Origin of the sequence: Leclercia tamurae, assembly GCF_025566055.1 — a bacterium.
GTDB classification, from domain to species: Bacteria; Pseudomonadota; Gammaproteobacteria; order Enterobacterales; family Enterobacteriaceae; genus Enterobacter; species Enterobacter tamurae.
This window is the reverse complement of sequence record NZ_JAMHKS010000077.1, coordinates 163,532-179,999: the sequence shown is the minus strand read 5'-3', so window position 1 is coordinate 179,999 and position 16,468 is coordinate 163,532. Positions and strand designations below refer to the sequence as shown.

General features: G+C 57.0%; 14 protein-coding genes. 8 read left to right on the top strand and 6 right to left on the bottom strand.

Going from position 1 to position 16,468, the window contains the following annotated elements; translation table 11 throughout:
• Positions 1 to 73: 73 nt before the first annotated feature.
• The 3 genes from glnH to rhtA all read right to left on the bottom strand — a co-directional run bounded on the left by glnH (position 74) and on the right by rhtA (position 2,854).
• Positions 74 to 820 carry a glutamine ABC transporter substrate-binding protein GlnH gene (gene glnH / locus M8318_RS18810; protein ID WP_032617174.1) on the bottom strand — a complete coding sequence of 249 codons (747 nt, stop codon included), beginning with the start codon at positions 818 to 820 and terminating at the stop codon, positions 74 to 76.
• A 361-nt stretch (positions 821 to 1,181) separates the two neighbouring features.
• Positions 1,182 to 1,685 carry a DNA starvation/stationary phase protection protein Dps gene (dps, locus tag M8318_RS18805; protein ID WP_262663965.1) on the bottom strand — a complete coding sequence of 168 codons (504 nt, stop codon included), beginning with the start codon at positions 1,683 to 1,685 and terminating at the stop codon, positions 1,182 to 1,184.
• A 281-nt stretch (positions 1,686 to 1,966) separates the two neighbouring features.
• Positions 1,967 to 2,854, bottom strand: coding sequence for a threonine/homoserine exporter RhtA (gene rhtA / locus M8318_RS18800; protein ID WP_262663964.1), 888 nt, complete (start codon positions 2,852 to 2,854; stop codon positions 1,967 to 1,969).
• A 355-nt stretch (positions 2,855 to 3,209) separates the two neighbouring features.
• On the opposite strand from rhtA, the gene ompX reads away from it, so the two are divergent.
• A complete protein-coding gene (gene ompX / locus M8318_RS18795) occupies positions 3,210 to 3,728 on the top strand; it encodes an outer membrane protein OmpX (RefSeq protein ID WP_262663962.1) in 519 nt (172 codons plus the stop codon).
• Positions 3,729 to 3,829: 101 nt separating this feature from the next.
• On the opposite strand, the gene M8318_RS18790 is transcribed toward ompX, so the two are convergent.
• Positions 3,830 to 5,413 (bottom strand): phosphoethanolamine transferase, encoded by a 1,584-nt coding sequence (locus tag M8318_RS18790; protein WP_262663961.1) that lies wholly within the window; start codon positions 5,411 to 5,413, stop codon positions 3,830 to 3,832.
• A 279-nt stretch (positions 5,414 to 5,692) separates the two neighbouring features.
• Positions 5,693 to 5,818, bottom strand: coding sequence for a manganase accumulation protein MntS (mntS, locus tag M8318_RS18785; protein ID WP_106992457.1), 126 nt, complete (start codon positions 5,816 to 5,818; stop codon positions 5,693 to 5,695).
• 184 nt (positions 5,819 to 6,002) lie between these two features.
• Between mntS and mntR the strand changes: the two genes are divergently transcribed.
• The 6 genes from mntR (at position 6,003) to M8318_RS18755 (ending at position 13,007) form a co-directional block, all read left to right on the top strand.
• Positions 6,003 to 6,476 (top strand): manganese-binding transcriptional regulator MntR, encoded by a 474-nt coding sequence (gene mntR / locus M8318_RS18780; RefSeq protein WP_106992458.1) that lies wholly within the window; start codon positions 6,003 to 6,005, stop codon positions 6,474 to 6,476.
• Entirely contained in the window at positions 6,473 to 7,582 is a 1,110-nt protein-coding gene (locus M8318_RS18775) for an anion transporter (RefSeq protein ID WP_225759247.1), read from the top strand. Before mntR ends, M8318_RS18775 begins: the two co-directional genes overlap by 4 nt.
• A 103-nt stretch (positions 7,583 to 7,685) precedes the next feature.
• The gene (locus M8318_RS18770) at positions 7,686 to 8,777 is read left to right on the top strand and encodes an HlyD family secretion protein (protein ID WP_262663960.1); all 1,092 of its coding nucleotides are present in this window, start codon (positions 7,686 to 7,688) and stop codon (positions 8,775 to 8,777) included.
• Positions 8,774 to 10,345, top strand: a complete 1,572-nt coding sequence (locus tag M8318_RS18765; RefSeq protein WP_262663959.1) for a DHA2 family efflux MFS transporter permease subunit — start codon at positions 8,774 to 8,776, stop codon at positions 10,343 to 10,345. The genes M8318_RS18770 and M8318_RS18765 overlap by 4 nt, the downstream gene beginning before the upstream one ends.
• Positions 10,345 to 11,868 (top strand): efflux transporter outer membrane subunit, encoded by a 1,524-nt coding sequence (locus tag M8318_RS18760; protein ID WP_262663958.1) that lies wholly within the window; start codon positions 10,345 to 10,347, stop codon positions 11,866 to 11,868. Before M8318_RS18765 ends, M8318_RS18760 begins: the two co-directional genes overlap by 1 nt.
• Positions 11,869 to 11,966: 98 nt before the next feature.
• Positions 11,967 to 13,007: an aldo/keto reductase gene (locus tag M8318_RS18755; RefSeq protein WP_262663956.1), complete on the top strand. Its 1,041-nt coding sequence runs from the start codon at positions 11,967 to 11,969 to the stop codon at positions 13,005 to 13,007.
• Between the two features lie 659 nt (positions 13,008 to 13,666).
• Here the strand turns inward: M8318_RS18755 and ldtB are convergent.
• A complete protein-coding gene (ldtB, locus tag M8318_RS18750; protein WP_262663955.1) occupies positions 13,667 to 14,587 on the bottom strand; it encodes a L,D-transpeptidase in 921 nt (306 codons plus the stop codon).
• Positions 14,588 to 14,806: 219 nt separating this feature from the next.
• Here ldtB and M8318_RS18745 point away from each other — a divergent pair, with 219 nt between their 5' ends.
• On the top strand, positions 14,807 to 16,402 hold the full coding sequence (locus M8318_RS18745; protein ID WP_262663954.1) for an ABC-F family ATPase: 1,596 nt from the start codon (positions 14,807 to 14,809) through the stop codon (positions 16,400 to 16,402).
• Positions 16,403 to 16,468: the final 66 nt, after the last annotated feature.

The following is a 16,468-nucleotide window of genomic DNA, read 5'->3' as shown; positions in this document are numbered from 1 at the left end:
TCCTGTATACCGTGGTGAAAACAACAGGGGGCGAAGTTCGCCCCCAGGATAATAACTGCTCAGAACCTGATTATTATTTTGGCTCAGTTCCGAACCATTTTTTGTAAATTTCGTTGTAGGTGCCGTTGTCGCGCAGGGTTTTCAGCGCGCCGTTCACCTTAGTACGCAGGTCGTCGGAGCCTTTCGGGAAGGCGATACCGTATTCCTGCGCTTCCAGGGATTCACCTACCGCTTTGAACTTGCCATTACCTGCGGTTTTGATGAAGTACAGAATGTTTGGCGTGTCGTGCAGCACGGCGTCAGCACGGTTGGTGCCGAGTTCCATGTAGGCGTTGTCGATGTTCGGGAACTGACGCAGGTCTTTGGTTTTGATGTTGGCTTTGGCGTAATCAACAGAACCGGTGCCGCTCTTCACCGCGACCACTTTACCGTCGAGATCTTTCGCGCTTTTTACGTCGTTGTTGTCCGCTTTCACCATTACCAGCAGGCCGCTTTTGTAGTAGCCGTCAGAGAAGTCGATGGCTTTTTTACGTGCGTCAGTGATGGTGATACCCGCCAGCGCCAGGTCAACGTTTTTGGTTTGCAGTGCCGGAACGATGCCGCTGAAGTCCATTGGCTTCAGGGTGTAGTCCAGTTTCAGTTCTTTCGCGATGGCCGCCCACAGATCCACGTCAAAACCAACGTACTGATCGCCCTGTTTGAATTCGAACGGTACGAAGGCGGTGTCGGTGGCAACAATCAGTTTTTTATCAGCAGCCTGAGAAGAAACGGCAAAAGCCAGGGTAAGTGCAGCCAGTGAAACTTTTAATACAGACTTCATAGCATTTCCTTTTATATCCACGGGGCGATCCCCTGCGAGAACGAACGGCTCTATGAAAAAATCGTGCCAACTTTACAAGAGGTTGTTTTTAAAAGGCCAGCACGCATTTCATTGCACAAAAGGTGTAGCAATGGCGGCAGATTGCACCATAACGGAGCACTGTTTTGGTGCAGATAAACGCCATCACTAACGGTTATGCTATTAAGCGCAAATATTGATGAGAAAACAATCTTTGGTTAACGATTGTGTGAAGTGATTATTACAAATGCTTTACGTTTGCGGCGGGAGAGGGGAAATAACTGCACTATAAAAGTGCAAAACCCCCGCCGAAGGCGAGGGTGTAATAGCAAAATGCTATGGATTACTCAATGTTAGACTCGATGAACCACAGGAACTGATCCAGGTCGCGGGAAGCGGCGGTCAGGATGTCAGCGGTATCTTCGTCTTTCGCTTCGCCAATCGCCTTACGCACGTCGTTTGCCACGACAGCGTAACGATCCGCCAGCTCTTTCAGGTGGTCCTGCACGCTGTGGATATCCAGCGGATAGCTTTTCAGCGCTGTTTTGCTGTTGATCACCTGAGTGGTGCCCAGCGCCACGCCGCCCAGCTGCACGGCACGTTCAGCCATGGTATCCAGATGGTTGGTCAGTGCGGTGCGGAAGCCATCCAGCATTTCGTGAACAGCAATAAAGTTAGCGCCGCGCATATTCCAGTGGGCCTGTTTAGTAATCAGTGACAGGTCAATGAACTGGATCACCTGGCGATTCAGCAACTCAATCGTCGCTTTCTTATCGCTGTCAGAGACATCGTTACGGGTATACAGCAGATTAGGTGCTTTTGTTTTTACCAGTTTAGCGGTAGGCATAATCTCATTTCCTCTTGATGTTGGCGTCCAAAGTAATTTCCGAAATCAAGTATAGCACCGGCTATAGAAGGCGCGATTGGGTACTGCCTATTGGTTTAATAGTGAAAGGCGAGTTGTGATAGTTAACTTATTGAAAATATAGTGGTATTTATATTGAAGGGTAAATTTATCTTATTTTTCACTGGCCTGGCGAGCGGATAAGGCGATATTTCAAAATAATGACACCAAATGCGAATGGGAATATTTTGCCGGGAAGCCGTTTCCCGGCAAAATAATGGTGGCTAGCGGATATCCACCTCTTCGACTTTGCTCTCCCGGCGCAGGGTGAGCGTCGACCCCATCGAGGCGGCAATGATCGAGCACAGTGCCAGGGTCTGGGTAAAGGTCAGGGATTCGCCGAGGAACACCATCCCGGACATCGCCGCCAGCGCGGGCTCCATACTCATCAGGGTGCCGAAGATGCGGGTCGGCAGGCGCGTCAGGGCAATCATCTCCAGCGAGTAGGGGAGCGCGGTTGAAAGCACCGCCACCGCCAGACCTACCGGCAGGATAGACCACTGCCAGATAGACTCGGTGGCCTGGGCCATCCCCAGCGGCACAAAGATGATGGCAGCGATCAGCGAGCCCAGCGCCACGGTGGCCGGGCCGTGCTCTTCCCCGGCACGTTGTCCGGTAAGAATATAGACCGCCCAGCAGGCCCCCGCGCCCAGCGCCAGCGCCGCCCCGGTCAGATCCACGTGCGAGACGTCCTGCCCCAGCGGCAACAGAAACCACAGCCCCAGTACCGCCAGCACTACCCAGACGAAATCCACCGGACGATGGGAGGAGAACAGAGCCACCGCCAGCGGGCCGGTAAACTCCAGCGCCACGGCGATCCCCAGCGGCACCGTCTGAATCGACAGGTAGAAGAGATAGTTCATCGCCCCCAACGACAGCCCGTACAACAGCAGGGGCAGGCGCTGCTCTTTCTGGAAACGTAACCGCCAGGGTTTAAAGATCACCACCAGGATCAGGGTGCCAAGCGCAATACGCAGCGCCGTCACGCCAGGGGCACCCACTATCGGGAAGAGCGATTTTGCCAGCGAGGCACCGCTCTGAATGGAGAGCATGGCGATGAGAATGACAACTATGGGCAACCAGACCGGCGCCCTGCGAGACAACCCAGGCATCCTTTCTCCTGTCAGTTTCTGTCAAAGGAAGTAAAGAGGGGGAGTGTAAAGGAAATAACGCCGTGCGGTTGAGACTTTGTTGAAAAAAAGTCGCCGCAAATCCGTAAAATAGCCTCACAACGCCGGGTGATTTCTGTAACAGATTAGGAATTGTCTGGATGAATGTATTGTGACTCACGCGCATTCTTAGCACTCTGCAATACAAATTCAGTGTTTTTTGAACAAGATAGCTGTGGTTGGAAATGTTTAGTTACATGAAAACCCGCATTAGACATCACGAAGCACAAAGAGTTTCACAAGATTTTTTGATATATTTAAAACTTACGGATTTACTTGAAGCACATTTGAGGTGGTTATGAAAAAAATTGCATGTCTTTCAGCACTGGCAGCTGTTCTGGCTGTTTCCGCAGGTTCCGCTGTAGCAGCGACCTCTACCGTGACTGGCGGTTACGCTCAGAGCGATATGCAGGGCGTGATGAATAAAACCAACGGTTTCAACCTGAAATATCGCTACGAGCAGGACAACAACCCGCTGGGTGCCATCGGTTCCTTCACCTACACTGAGAAAGACCGTTCAGAAGACGGCGCTTATAACAAAGCTCAGTACTACGGCATCACTGCTGGTCCAGCTCTGCGTCTGAACGACTGGGCAAGCATCTACGGTGTTGTGGGTGTTGGCTACGGTAAATTCCAGCAGACTGAAAACCAGGGCTTCAACCGTTCTGCAACTAACAGCGACTACGGTTTCTCCTATGGCGCTGGTATGCAGTTCAACCCAATCGAAAACGTTGCGCTGGACTTCTCTTATGAGCAGAGCCGCATCCGTAACGTTGACGTTGGCACCTGGATTGCAGGCGTAGGTTACCGCTTCTAATCACTTCGGTGAGCCAGTAAAAAAAACCCGCTTCGGCGGGTTTTTTGTTTTTCCTTCTACCGTGGGAGAGGCCAGGGTGAGGGCATCAGGCTGCACCGCCGTTACCGGCTTTTCGTCTCAAACAGATCCGTCCCCAGATGGTTATAATCCACTTTCTGCAACGTAAAGTTGGTCACATACACCGGCGGCGCCTTGTCGTTGGTCATAAAGCGGTACTTATTGACGATCTCTTTCGCCTTAATCCCCGTCCACTGCGAGAAGAAGCTTAAAAAATCATTCGCCGAACGGCGCGCCTTGACGATGCGATGGGCTTTATCATCACTCGACAGCACCATAAACGGCACCTGGAAGTTCTGCTGGAAGTTGTCGTCGTGGGCCAGGTACTGCACCTCTTTCCCGCGCTCTTTAAACGCCAGCCCGTGATCGGAAAAATAGACCATCGAGAAACTCTCCCCGGTGTTTTGCAGCTGGGTATAGAGCTTGCTGAGCAGGTCGTCGGTCTGGGTCATGGTGTAGAGATAGCACGAGGTCTCTTTCGACTGCACGAAATCAGTATATTTCCCCTGGGTGCGATCGCAGGCCTGCGGGTGGGAGCCCATCAGGTGCAGGACGATCAGCTGCGGCTGGGTGCGCTGGGTGCTGAAGACCTGTTCGGTCATTTTCAGCAACGCCTCATCCCGGGTATTTTTATCCGCCTCGAAATCACCGCTTTTCAGGAACTGCACTTCGTCAGCGCGTTTAGCGATGCTGGCGATGGCCGTATCGTATTCACCGATCTGCCCCTGGTTGGAGAACCACCAGCTCTGGAAGCCGGCGCGGTTAGCCAGGGTGACAAAGTTATCCTGATACTGCGGCTTGTTGTCCACCACCCGGTTGAGCGTCAGCCCGAGCGACTTCTGCGTGGAACCGCTGGCGGCAATATAGTCGGTAAACAGGGTGCCGTTGACCTTGCTGGCAAATGGGGTGTTGTTCCAGTGTCCACCGAAGGCACCCAGCGCGTCACGGCGGGCGCTTTCCCCGATTACCACCATATAGATGTGGTACTTCGGTTTTACCGCCAGCACGTTCCAGGTGTCTTTTATCTGCGACAGCGCGGCCATCCGGGCCTGCTCCTCAACCACTTCCTGGTTATTCACCACCACATCTTTGACAAAGCGAAACACCGGATAGCCGGTATCTTTCAGCTTGAAGACGCCGCCCCAGGCCAGGTTTTGCACCGGGGCGACAAAAAAGGCCACCAGGCTGAACACCAGACACAGGCCGTCGATTTTGCCCCATGCCTTTTTAGGCTGCGGCTTACGGCGCACAGCGATAACGCCGAGCGCAAAGATAAACAGGCCGACGACGTAGCTGTACCACGGGAAGATGGTGAGGATCTCCGTCGACTCCTCCATGTTGGTGGAGTGCATCGCCAGCAGGGTATTAAAGTTTGGCGCGCCGTAGGCCTGACCAAAGGGGAAATACATCGCCGCCACCAGGGAGCAGATCCCGAGCAGCCCTTTTTGTACCCGTGGCACACTCAGCCAGAGCAGATGCAGCACACAGGTAAAGGCAACGGCATACAGCAGGCTGAAGGGGTAGCCAAAGGCAAAGTTAATCAGCAGCGACTGTAAAAAGTAGAATCCGGTCCACGGGCTTAAGGCCCGGCTGCGGGTAATGAGCGTGTCTTTCAGGGTTAAATTCATAGGTCACTATCGTGAAAACGCCATGTGCTCACCCTGGCGTCAAGGGTCAAAACCTGCCTGAGAATGCGTAGAAGGGGAGAGGAGGTCCGCATCTGCGAGCCGCAAATAGTGCAGGGCTGCAAGAAGATAGAGCCAGTGGCCGTTAAGGTCAACTGTTATAAAGGGGGTGTTTTGCGAAGGGGATTACATTTCCGCAAAAAAGGTCCGGGCATAGCGTGGAGACGAACAGGATAGAGGGGATAAATGACACAAAAATGAAGCGGCGTACCGCGACGCCGCTTAGTTCGAAGGTTTGTTCTGCTGGGGTTTGCCGTTAATGATGTCGCAAATCATATTCAGCAGCATTAAGCGTACTTTAAAGGGAGAGTGGCTGAACACGCGTATACACCTCTTGAATTCGTTCATCGTGACCTCCTGCGGGTTAATCCCTTCGATCCGTGAAGGGTGACTGCATTACATACAGATATAGCACAGGCTATATTATATGGCTATGGCTATATCGTTAATTTTTTGTGCTTGTGTAGTGATGGTTTACAATGGCCGCTTATCTATTGATACGCTTGATGTGTCCCCCGCTTGAGGAAGCACAATGAACCGCCGTGCAGGTAATCCAACAACAAAAAAAATGACGCAACTGGTCAATGTCGAAGAGCATGTCGAAGGATTTCGCCAGGTTCGGGAAGCGCATCGCCGCGAGCTGATCGATGATTATGTCGAGCTGATCTCAGATCTGATCCGCGAAGTGGGGGAGGCCCGTCAGGTGGATATGGCCGCGCGCCTTGGCGTCTCTCAGCCGACGGTGGCAAAAATGCTCAAGCGTCTGGCAACGGTTGGCCTGATCGAAATGATCCCCTGGCGCGGCGTGTTTCTTACCCCGGAAGGGGAGAAGCTGGCCCAGGCCAGCCGCGAGCGCCATCAGATTGTCGAAAACTTCCTGCTGGTGCTGGGCGTTAGCCCTGATATCGCCCGCCGTGACGCCGAAGGGATGGAACATCACGTCAGCGAAGAGACGCTGCAACAGTTCCAGGCCTTTACGCTGAAATATGGATCCTCCGCAGAATGACCCTGCCAGGCTTGCGGGCGCTGGCCCGGGATCGCTTCTTTCATCTGTTGTTGATTATTGGGGTCGGACTTAGCTTTCTGGTGCCCTTCGCCCCTGAGCGCTGGCCTGCCGCCATTGACTGGCACACCATTATTACCCTCGCCGGGCTGATGATGCTGACCAAAGGGGTCGAGCAGAGCGGGTTTTTTGACGTACTGGGGCGTAAGCTGGTGCGCCGTTTCGCCACCGAGCGACGGTTAGCGCTCTTTATGGTCTTCTCCGCGGCGCTGCTGTCGACCTTCCTGACCAACGATGTGGCGCTGTTTATCGTGGTGCCGCTCACTCTCACCCTGCGCAAGCTGTGCGAAATCCCGGTCAACCGGCTGATCATCTTTGAGGCGCTGGCGGTCAACGCCGGGTCGCTGCTGACCCCGATTGGCAACCCGCAAAACATCCTGCTGTGGGGACGCTCCGGGCTGTCGTTTGCCGCCTTCACCTGGCAGATGGCACCTCTGGCGCTGGTGATGGTGCTGACCCTGATAGCTCTGGGCTGGTTCGCCTTCCCGGCAAAACCGCTGCACTATCACAGCGGCAGCGCGGCGGCCCAGTCGAAACCGCGGCTGGCGTGGAGCTGTCTGGCGCTCTACCTGATGTTTGTCGTGGCGCTCGATCTTAAACAGGAGCTGTGGGGCGTGCTGCTGGTGGCGGGAGGTTTTCTGCTGCTGGCTCGCCGGGTGTTGATAAGCGTCGACTGGACGCTGCTGCTGGTCTTTATGGCGATGTTTATCGACGTCCATCTCCTGATTCAGGTTCCGGCCTTGCAGGGGGTGCTGCAAAATGTGACCCATCTGTCCCAGGGTCAGCTGTGGCTCACCGCTATCGGCCTGTCCCAGGTGATCAGCAATGTGCCTTCCACCATCCTGCTGCTTAACTATGTCCCGCCAACCGCACTGCTGGCGTGGGCAGTGAATGTTGGCGGCTTTGGCCTGCTGCCGGGATCGCTGGCTAACCTCATCGCCCTGCGGATGGCCAACGATCGCCGTATCTGGTGGCGCTTCCACCTGTGGTCCCTGCCGATGCTGGCCTGGGCCGGACTGATTGGATTCGGATTATTCCTTCTCAAATAGTGCCCTATTTGTCAGGTTTTCCTGGCAAATGTATAGCAACGTCCTAACTTTAGTGAGCGGCATAAATTGTGATGCCGTTCACTAACAGGACGGATGCTGTTCTATGGCGGAAGAAAACCAACCCTCTGAAAACACCGATAATAAAGAGACGCAACGTAAACGCCCCGGCAAAAAGCCGCTGATCATTCTGGGCATTGTGGTGATCGTGATGGTCATTGTGGCGCTGGTATGGTGGTTTATGACCCGTAACCAGGAGACCACCGACGACGCCTTTACCGAAGGCGACGCCGTGACGATTGCCCCTAAAACCGCAGGTTATGTCACCGAGCTGCGGGTGCGCGATAACCAGCGGGTGAAAAAGGGCGATCTGCTGGTAACCATCGATCCCCGGGACACCAGCGCCCAGCGCGATCAGGCCAAAGCCCAGCTTGGCCTGGCCGAGGCCCAGCTGCATCAGGCACAGGCGCAGCTGGCCCTCTCGAAGGTGCAATACCCGGCCCAGCGCGATGAAGCCAAAGCCAATGTGATCAAAGCTCAGGCGGATCTGGCTAATGCCGAGGCGGAATATCGCCGCCAGCGCGGCGTCGATCCCCGCGCCACCACGCAGCAGAGCATCGATGCGGCCAACGCCCAGTTGCGCAGCGCCCAGGCCCAGCTTGCCAGCGCTAAAGCCCAGCTTGAGGTGGCCTCGCAGGTGCAGCTGCAAATTCGCCAGCAGGAGACCAACGTCGAAGCCCGGGAGCGTCAGGTGGAGCAGGCCCGCGCCCAGCTGGAGACCGCAGAGCTCAACCTCTCTTACACCGAGGTCCGCGCCCCCTTTGATGGCTATATAACGAAACGCAACGTTCAGACCGGCACCCTGGTGCAGGCGGGCACCGCGCTCTTTTCGCTGGTCTCAACCGATATCTGGGTGGTCGCCAACTTTAAAGAGTCGCAGCTGGAACGGATGCGTCCCGGTAATAAGGTCACGCTGAGCGTCGACGCCTGGCCGGATCTGGAGCTGGAGGGACATATCGACTCCATCCAGCAGGGGAGTGGCTCGCGCTTTGCCGCCTTCCCGTCAGAGAACGCCACCGGCAACTTCGTGAAGATCGTCCAGCGCGTGCCGGTAAAAATTGTTATCGATAAAGGTCTGGATCCCAACCAGCCGCTGCCGCTCGGCCTCTCGGTTGAACCCAAGGTAACCGTGGAATGAGTGAGCACAGCCATGAAAACTGGCGGCCCGCCAGCAACCCGTGGGCGGTGGCGATTGTCGTCACCCTCGCGGTGTTTATGGAGATCCTCGACACCACCATCGTCAACGTGGCGCTGCCCCACGTGGCGGGCTCGCTCTCTGCCAGCTACGACGAATCCACCTGGGTGCTCACCAGCTATCTGGTGGCCAACGGCATCGTGCTGCCCATCTCGGCCTTTCTGAGCCGGGTTTTTGGCCGCAAGCAGTTCTTCCTGATCTGCATCGTGATGTTCACCGTCTGCTCCTTCCTGTGCGGGATCGCCACCGAGCTGTGGCAGATCATCCTGTTCCGCATCATGCAGGGCTTCTTCGGCGGTGGCCTGCAGCCCACCCAGCAGTCGGTGCTGCTCGACTACTTTAAGCCGGAAGATCGCGGCAAGGCTTTTGGCCTGTCGTCGATTGCCATCATCGTCGCCCCGGTGCTGGGGCCGACGCTCGGGGGCTGGATCACCGATAACTACTCCTGGCGCTGGGTGTTCTTTATTAACATTCCGGTGGGGATCGTCACCGTGCTGGCGATCTATCAGCTGCTGGAAGATCCACCCTGGGAGAGTAAATCGAAAGAGAAGATCCCTGTCGACTGGACGGGCATTGGCCTTATCACGCTGGGTCTCGGCTGCCTGCAGGTGATGCTCGACCGGGGCGAGGACGAAGACTGGTTTAACTCGAACTTTACCCGCACCTTCGCGGTGCTGACCCTGATTGGCATTATCGGCGCCATCTACTGGCTGCTGTATGCCAAAAAGCCGGTGGTGGATCTGCACTGCATGAAGGATAAAAACTTCGCCGTCTCCAGCCTGCTGATGGCCGGGATGGCAATGATCCTGTACGGCAGTTCGGTGGTGATCCCGCAGCTGGCCCAGCAGGATCTGGGCTATACCGCCACCTGGTCCGGGCTGGTGCTCTCCCCCGGGGCGATTCTGATCGTCCTCACCATCCCGCTGGTGCTGAAACTGATGCCGATCGTGCAGACGCGCTGGATCATCGCCTTCGGCTTTACCTGTCTGGCGGTGTCGTTCTTCTGGTCCCGCACGCTCACGCCGGATATCGACTTCGAGACCCTGGTGCTGTTCCGCAGCGCCCAGTCGATCGGGCTGGGGTTCCTGTTTGTGCCCCTGACCACCATCGCCTTTATCTCGATTCCCCGGCAGCTGAACGCCGATGCTGCGGCGCTGTTTACCATGTTCCGCAACGTGGCCGGGTCAATCGGCATTTCGCTCTCGACGGCGGCCATTACCGAGCGTTCGCAGGCCCACAGCGCCCATCTCGCCACGCACACCTCAGCGTTCGATGAGCCGTTCCAGCACACAATACGCGAGATGGCGCAGGCGGTGCAGAACTTCACCACCCAGGTGGGCGACCCCGCCGGCATCGCCACCGGGCGCATGTACCAGGTGATGATCGAACAGTCGCGATTCCTGGCCTACATCGACGTCTTCACCATTCTGAGCGTGGTGGCTCTCTTACTGATTCCGTTTTGTTTGTTGCTCTCGCCGGTTAAGAGCGAGGGAAGTGCAGGAGCACACTGATGATTTGCAGACGTTTAAGCCCCCTGATGATAATGCTGTTGCTGGCAGGCTGTGCCGTGGGGCCCGACTACCAGCAGCCCGCGCCGCAAACGCCGACCCACTGGAACGATCCGGGCGACGGCGGGGCGAAATCGCAAACCGCATCCACCGCCATCAATCCGCGCTGGTGGAAAACCTTCGGCGATCCGCAGCTGGACAGCCTGATTGAACGCGCCATTGCCGGTAACCTCTCCCTGCAGCAAACCGTGCTGCGCATCGCCGGCGCGCGGGAGCAGATAAATCAGGCTGGCGGGGCCTTCTTCCCGGCGGTAAACGGCAACCTGCAGGCCACCCGGCAGCAGCTGGGTCTGGAGGGCGAGCTGAAATCCCACGGGGTATATGACCAATTGGATGATGTCGATCCCGAGCTGCGCGGGGCGCTGGGGCCGCTGACCCAGCCGATTAACCTCTACCAGGGCAGCTTTGATGCCCAGTGGGAGCTGGATCTGTGGGGCAAGGTGCGCCGCCAGGTGGAGGCCGCCGATGCCCAACAGCAGGCCGCTATCGAGCAGCGTAACGATGCCCTGGTGTCGCTGGAGGCCGAAGTCGCCCGCGGCTGGCTCCAGCTGCGCGGCGCCCAGAGCAGTATCGCCATCCTCAACACCCAGATTGAGAGCGCGCAGCAGACCCTGGAGCTGACCGACAGCCGCCAGCGCGGCGGGCTGTCACCGCAGATGGACGTGGAGAACGCCCGCGCCCAGCTCGGCAACCTTGAGGCGCAGCTTCCGCAGTATGAAGCCCAGGCCCGGCAGGCGATGAACGGCCTGGCGATCCTGCTGGGCAAACCGCCGGGGGCGCTGGACGCCGAGCTACAGGCCAGCAAGCCGCTGCCCGCGCTGCCGGATATTGTCCCCACCGGTATTCCCTCCACGCTGGCGCGGCGACGTCCGGACGTGCGTGAAGCCGAGGCGAACCTGCATGCGGCCACCGCGCAGATCGGCGTGTCGGTGGCGCAACTGTTCCCCAGCGTCTCGCTCAGCGGCCAGTTTGGTCTGCGTAACAGCGAAGCCAGCTGGCTCACCGACTGGAGCAGCCACTTCTACAGCGTCGGGCCGCAGGTCTCCATCCCCATCTTCCAGGGCGGACGGCTGGTCTCCAGCGTGAAGGTCGCCCGGGCGCAGCAGGGTGCCGCGGTGCTGGAGTATCGTCAGACGGTGCTCACCGCGCTGGGGGATGTGGAAAACGCGCTGGTCAGCTATCGCACCGACCAGAAGCGGGAAGCGGGATTGAACAAAACTATCGATGCGCTGCAAAACGCCTTCGATCTGGCGAGCAGCAGCTATCGCCAGGGGATCGCCACCTTTATCGACGTGCTGGATGCCCAGCGCCAGCTGGCTCAGGCGCAGCAGCAGCGGGAGCAGGCCCGGGTACAGAGCGCCCTGGATCTGGTGGCGCTCTATAAAGCCCTCGGCGGGGGCTGGGAGCCGTACCAGCAGGTCCAGCTGCCGGATTACGCCGTCTTTGGCGACGCCCCGCGCGGATAAGTTCAGAGGATTGGGCAAGAAACGGGCAGGAACCGCACATTCGCCATCGCCGTGAGCCGGGTATAACTATCGGGTACTCAACACACGAGGAGCGTCAAATGCGATATCAAAAACTGGGTAATACCGGCCTGTTTGTTTCTGAGCTCTGCCTCGGGACCATGACCTTCGGCGGCGAAGGCGGGATGTGGGGCAAGATAGGCCAGCTCCAGCAGCAGGAGGCCGAGCAGCTGGTGGGTCGTGCGCTGGACGCGGGGATCAATTTTATCGATACCGCCAACGTCTATTCAGAAGGGCGCTCGGAAGCGATCACCGGCCAGGCGCTGAAAAACCTGAAGATCCCGCGTGAAAACGTGGTGGTGGCGACCAAAGTCTTTGGCGAGACGGGCACCGCCGGGGTCAACTCCCGCGGCAATTCGCGTCATCACATCATCAGCAGCGTGAAGGAGAGCCTGCAGCGCATGCAGCTGGACTATATCGATCTCTACCAGCTGCACGGTTTTGACCCGGCCACCCCGATTGAAGAGACGCTCTATGCCCTGGACAACCTCGTCCAGCATGGGCATGTGCGCTACGTCGGCGTCTCCAACTGGGCGGCATGGCAGATTATGAAAGCGCTGGGGATCTCCGAGCGGCTGGGGCTGGCGCGTTTTGCCTCCCTGCAGGCTTACTACACCATCGCAGGCCGCGATCTTGAGCGTGAGCTGGTGCCGATGTTGCAAAGCGAGAAGGTGGGGTTAATGGTCTGGAGCCCGCTGGCGGGCGGGCTACTGAGCGGCAAATACGATCGCGACGGCCAGGTGCAGGGCGGTGGCCGCCGCCAGGAATTTGACTTCCCGCCGGTGGATAAAGCGCGGGCGTTTGATTGCGTGGACGTGATGCGCAGCATTGCCGACAGTAAAGGGGTGTCGGTCGCGCAGATTGCGCTCGCCTGGCTGCTCCATCAGCCGGTGGTCAGCAGCGTGATTGTAGGGGCGAAACGGGTGGATCAGCTGGAGGACAATATCGCGGCGACGGCGATTCGCCTGAGCGATGAGGAGCTGAAGCAGCTGGAGGCGGTGAGTGCGCTGCCGCGTGAATATCCCGGCTGGATGCTGGAGCGGCAGGGGGAATATCGCCGTAACCAGCTGGCGCAGCAGTAATCTTTTATTGTTTTTGATTGAGTTCGGTGGCGTGTTCCGTTCACCTTATGTCCACCAGAATATGACATTCCAGAACCTGTGAACGTGAAAAGGGGGCCACCGCGGCCCCCTTTTCAATCCCCGCGGCCCGCAACGAAATCGGTGCTTCGCACTGCGCTCACCTCCCGACCTCCTGCCTGCGGTCGGCTCAACTCGACGTCCTGTCTCGCTTCGCCTCTGGCCGCCATCCATGGCGTCCAGCCCTGGTCATCCGGTCTTCGGTTCGCCGATTTCAGCGGGACTTAACACCCGTGCCATATTCAGGCAATGAAATGACTTGTTTAAAAATTCTTTCAGAAGATTGTGAAGGTAGAGGGGGCGAGAGTCCGGCTGAAAATCGCCGAAGCGTTTCCTGTAGGCCGGGGCGAGGCGCATGGATGCGCCGAGAGGGCGTGACCTACATGGATGTAGGATCACGCCCGACCCGAAAGTCGAAAGGAATAAGCTGAGGGTACCGCGAAGCGGCGATTTTCTTTGCCGGGAGCCGGGATTGTTAAGGGGGCGGCGGTAGCCCCCTTAACACGTTCACCGCAGCTGGGTATGCATAATGCAGAGATGCTGTAGTGAACGGAACAATTCCACTGTAACGACAGAATTGTTCAGTCAAACAATTCTGTCGATCAGTTCAGACGAACCGGCATCCCGGAACGGTTGTTGATCGCTTGCTCAACGATGGTCGCATCCACGTCCTGCTGGCCGGTGATGGCCTGCACGTTGCTGGTCAGGGTGACCGGCACGGTGACGTTGTTATTGATCTGATCTTCGCTGGTGGACAGCGGGTTATGCACTTCGAGGTAACGGCTGCCATCCGGCTCGGTGGTGGCTTTTACCGGCTCATTTATGAACTGCACGCGGGTGCCAACCGGCACGTTCTCGAACAGGAATTTGATGTCGTCGTTACGCAGACGCACACAGCCGTGGCTCACGCGCAGGCCGATACCGAAGTTGGCGTTGGTACCGTGAATGGCATACAGACGGCCAATATACAGCGCGTACAGACCCATCGGGTTATCTGGGCCAGCAGGAACAACGGCTGGCAGCGGCTCGCCCGCGGCAATGTACTCGGCGTGCATTTTCGCGGTTGGCGTCCAGGTTGGGCCCGCTTTCTTACGCTCAACTTTGGTGGTCCAGTTCATCGGGGTGTCTTTACCCAACTGGCCGATACCGATTGGCAGCACGATCACCGTGTTGGTGCCTTTCGGGTAGTAGTACAGACGCATTTCGGCACTGTTGATCACGATGCCTTCATGCACGGTGTCCGGCAGGATCAGCTGCTGAGGAATATTCAGCACAGTACCGCCCTTCGGCAGGTACGGATCGACGCCTGGGTTGGCTTCCATCATGTTGGACAGACCCAGCTGATATTCAGCTGCGAAATATTCCAGCGGCTGGCTGTTGCCCTCTTCAACGGTCACAACCTGGTTCTGACCCACCAGACGGCTACCGTCGGTTGGCAGTGGATAGGTGACAGCAGAAGCGGTCTTGCAAAACCCTACTACGGCAAACGCCGCCGCAAAAAGCGATGTTAATTTCATATTCATGGTGTGCGAGGTATCTGTGCCACTTGGCAGGTTGTTTAAAAGTCTGAACGGTTTAGGGAGCGCATTATATGTGCATTCCTGACCGCATGGAATTCGGATGTGTACTAAATCACACTTTTTTCCGTTTCGTTAAAGTTTAGCGCTACGTTGTTACACGGGATCTCATTTCGGAATTGTGGCATAATGCCGGGTTTATCACACTTCTCGCAGGAATCTCCCGTGTTAGTTACCAGCAACGTCACTATGCAGTTTGGCAGTAAGCCGCTGTTCGAAAACATTTCCGTCAAATTTGGCGGCGGCAACCGTTACGGCCTCATTGGTGCCAACGGTAGCGGAAAATCCACCTTCATGAAGATCCTCGGCGGCGATTTAGAGCCGACGCTGGGCAACGTTTCTCTCGATCCGAACGAGCGCATCGGTAAGCTGCGTCAGGATCAGTTCGCCTTTGAAGCGTTCACCGTCCTTGACACGGTGATCATGGGCCACGGTGAGCTGTGGGAAGTGAAGCAGGAGCGCGATCGCATCTATGCCCTTGCCGAAATGAGCGAAGAAGACGGCTATAAAGTGGCCGACCTCGAAGTGCTGTACGGCGAAATGGACGGCTACTCTGCGGAGTCCCGTGCCGGTGAGCTGCTGCTGGGCGTGGGCATTCCGGTTGAACAGCATTACGGTCTGATGAGCGAAGTCGCGCCAGGCTGGAAGCTGCGTGTTCTGCTGGCGCAGGCGCTGTTCTCTAACCCGGACATCCTGCTGCTCGACGAACCGACGAACAACCTGGACATCGATACCATTCGCTGGCTGGAGCAGACGCTGAACGAGCGTAACAGCACCATGATCATCATTTCGCACGACCGTCACTTCCTGAACATGGTCTGCACCCATATGGCAGATCTGGACTACGGTGAACTGCGCGTGTACGCCGGTAACTACGACGAGTATATGACCGCTGCGACCCAGGCGCGTGAGCGTCTGCTGGCCGATAACGCCAAGAAAAAAGCGCAGATTGCTGATCTGCAATCCTTCGTCAGCCGCTTCAGCGCCAACGCCTCTAAATCGCGTCAGGCAACCTCACGTGCCCGCCAGATCGACAAAATTAAGCTGGATGAAGTTAAAGCCTCCAGCCGTCAGAACCCGTTCATCCGCTTCGAGCAGGACAAGAAGCTGTTCCGTAACGCCTTAGCCGTCGAAGAGCTGACAAAAGGTTTCGACAACGGTCCGCTGTTCAAAAACTTCAATCTGCTGCTGGAAGTGGGCGAGAAGATCGCCATTCTGGGTGCCAACGGCGTGGGTAAAACCACCATGCTGAAGACCCTGGTGGGTGAACTGGCTCCGGATAACGGCACCGTGAAATGGTCCGAGAACGCGCAGATTGGTTACTACGCCCAGGATCACGCCGAAGATTTCGACAACGATCTGACCGTTTTCGACTGGATGAGCCAGTGGAAGTCTGAAGGCGATGACGAGCAGGTAGTGCGTAGCTTCCTCGGCCGTCTGCTGTTCAGCCAGGACGACATCAAAAAGCCGGCGAAGGTGCTTTCCGGTGGTGAGAAGGGCCGTATGCTCTTCGGCAAGCTGATGATGCAGAAACCGAACATTCTGGTGATGGATGAACCAACCAACCACCTGGACATGGAATCGATCGAATCGCTGAACATGGCGCTGGAGATGTATCAGGGCACCCTGATCTTCGTCTCTCACGACCGTGAGTTTGTCAGCTCCCTGGCGACCCGCGTGATTGAAATTACGCCGGAGCGCGTGGTGGACTTCAGCGGTAACTATGAAGATTACCTGCGCAGCAAAGGTATCGACGGTTAAAAAAATGCCGGGCGGCGCATGCGCTTGCCCGGCCTACGATATGGAGCGGTTTTGTAGGCCGGGTAA

What these genes read in the sequence shown, in the direction of transcription:
- glnH (WP_032617174.1), bottom strand. Translation starts at nt 820, where the DNA reads ATGAAGTCTGTATTAAAAGTTTCACTGGCTGCACTTACCCTGGCTTTT.
- dps (WP_262663965.1), bottom strand. Translation starts at nt 1,685, where the DNA reads ATGCCTACCGCTAAACTGGTAAAAACAAAAGCACCTAATCTGCTGTAT.
- rhtA (WP_262663964.1), bottom strand. Translation starts at nt 2,854, where the DNA reads ATGCCTGGGTTGTCTCGCAGGGCGCCGGTCTGGTTGCCCATAGTTGTC.
- ompX (WP_262663962.1), top strand. Translation starts at nt 3,210, where the DNA reads ATGAAAAAAATTGCATGTCTTTCAGCACTGGCAGCTGTTCTGGCTGTT.
- M8318_RS18790 (WP_262663961.1), bottom strand. Translation starts at nt 5,413, where the DNA reads ATGAATTTAACCCTGAAAGACACGCTCATTACCCGCAGCCGGGCCTTA.
- mntS (WP_106992457.1), bottom strand. Translation starts at nt 5,818, where the DNA reads ATGAACGAATTCAAGAGGTGTATACGCGTGTTCAGCCACTCTCCCTTT.
- mntR (WP_106992458.1), top strand. Translation starts at nt 6,003, where the DNA reads ATGAACCGCCGTGCAGGTAATCCAACAACAAAAAAAATGACGCAACTG.
- M8318_RS18775 (WP_225759247.1), top strand. Translation starts at nt 6,473, where the DNA reads ATGACCCTGCCAGGCTTGCGGGCGCTGGCCCGGGATCGCTTCTTTCAT.
- M8318_RS18770 (WP_262663960.1), top strand. Translation starts at nt 7,686, where the DNA reads ATGGCGGAAGAAAACCAACCCTCTGAAAACACCGATAATAAAGAGACG.
- M8318_RS18765 (WP_262663959.1), top strand. Translation starts at nt 8,774, where the DNA reads ATGAGTGAGCACAGCCATGAAAACTGGCGGCCCGCCAGCAACCCGTGG.
- M8318_RS18760 (WP_262663958.1), top strand. Translation starts at nt 10,345, where the DNA reads ATGATTTGCAGACGTTTAAGCCCCCTGATGATAATGCTGTTGCTGGCA.
- M8318_RS18755 (WP_262663956.1), top strand. Translation starts at nt 11,967, where the DNA reads ATGCGATATCAAAAACTGGGTAATACCGGCCTGTTTGTTTCTGAGCTC.
- ldtB (WP_262663955.1), bottom strand. Translation starts at nt 14,587, where the DNA reads ATGAATATGAAATTAACATCGCTTTTTGCGGCGGCGTTTGCCGTAGTA.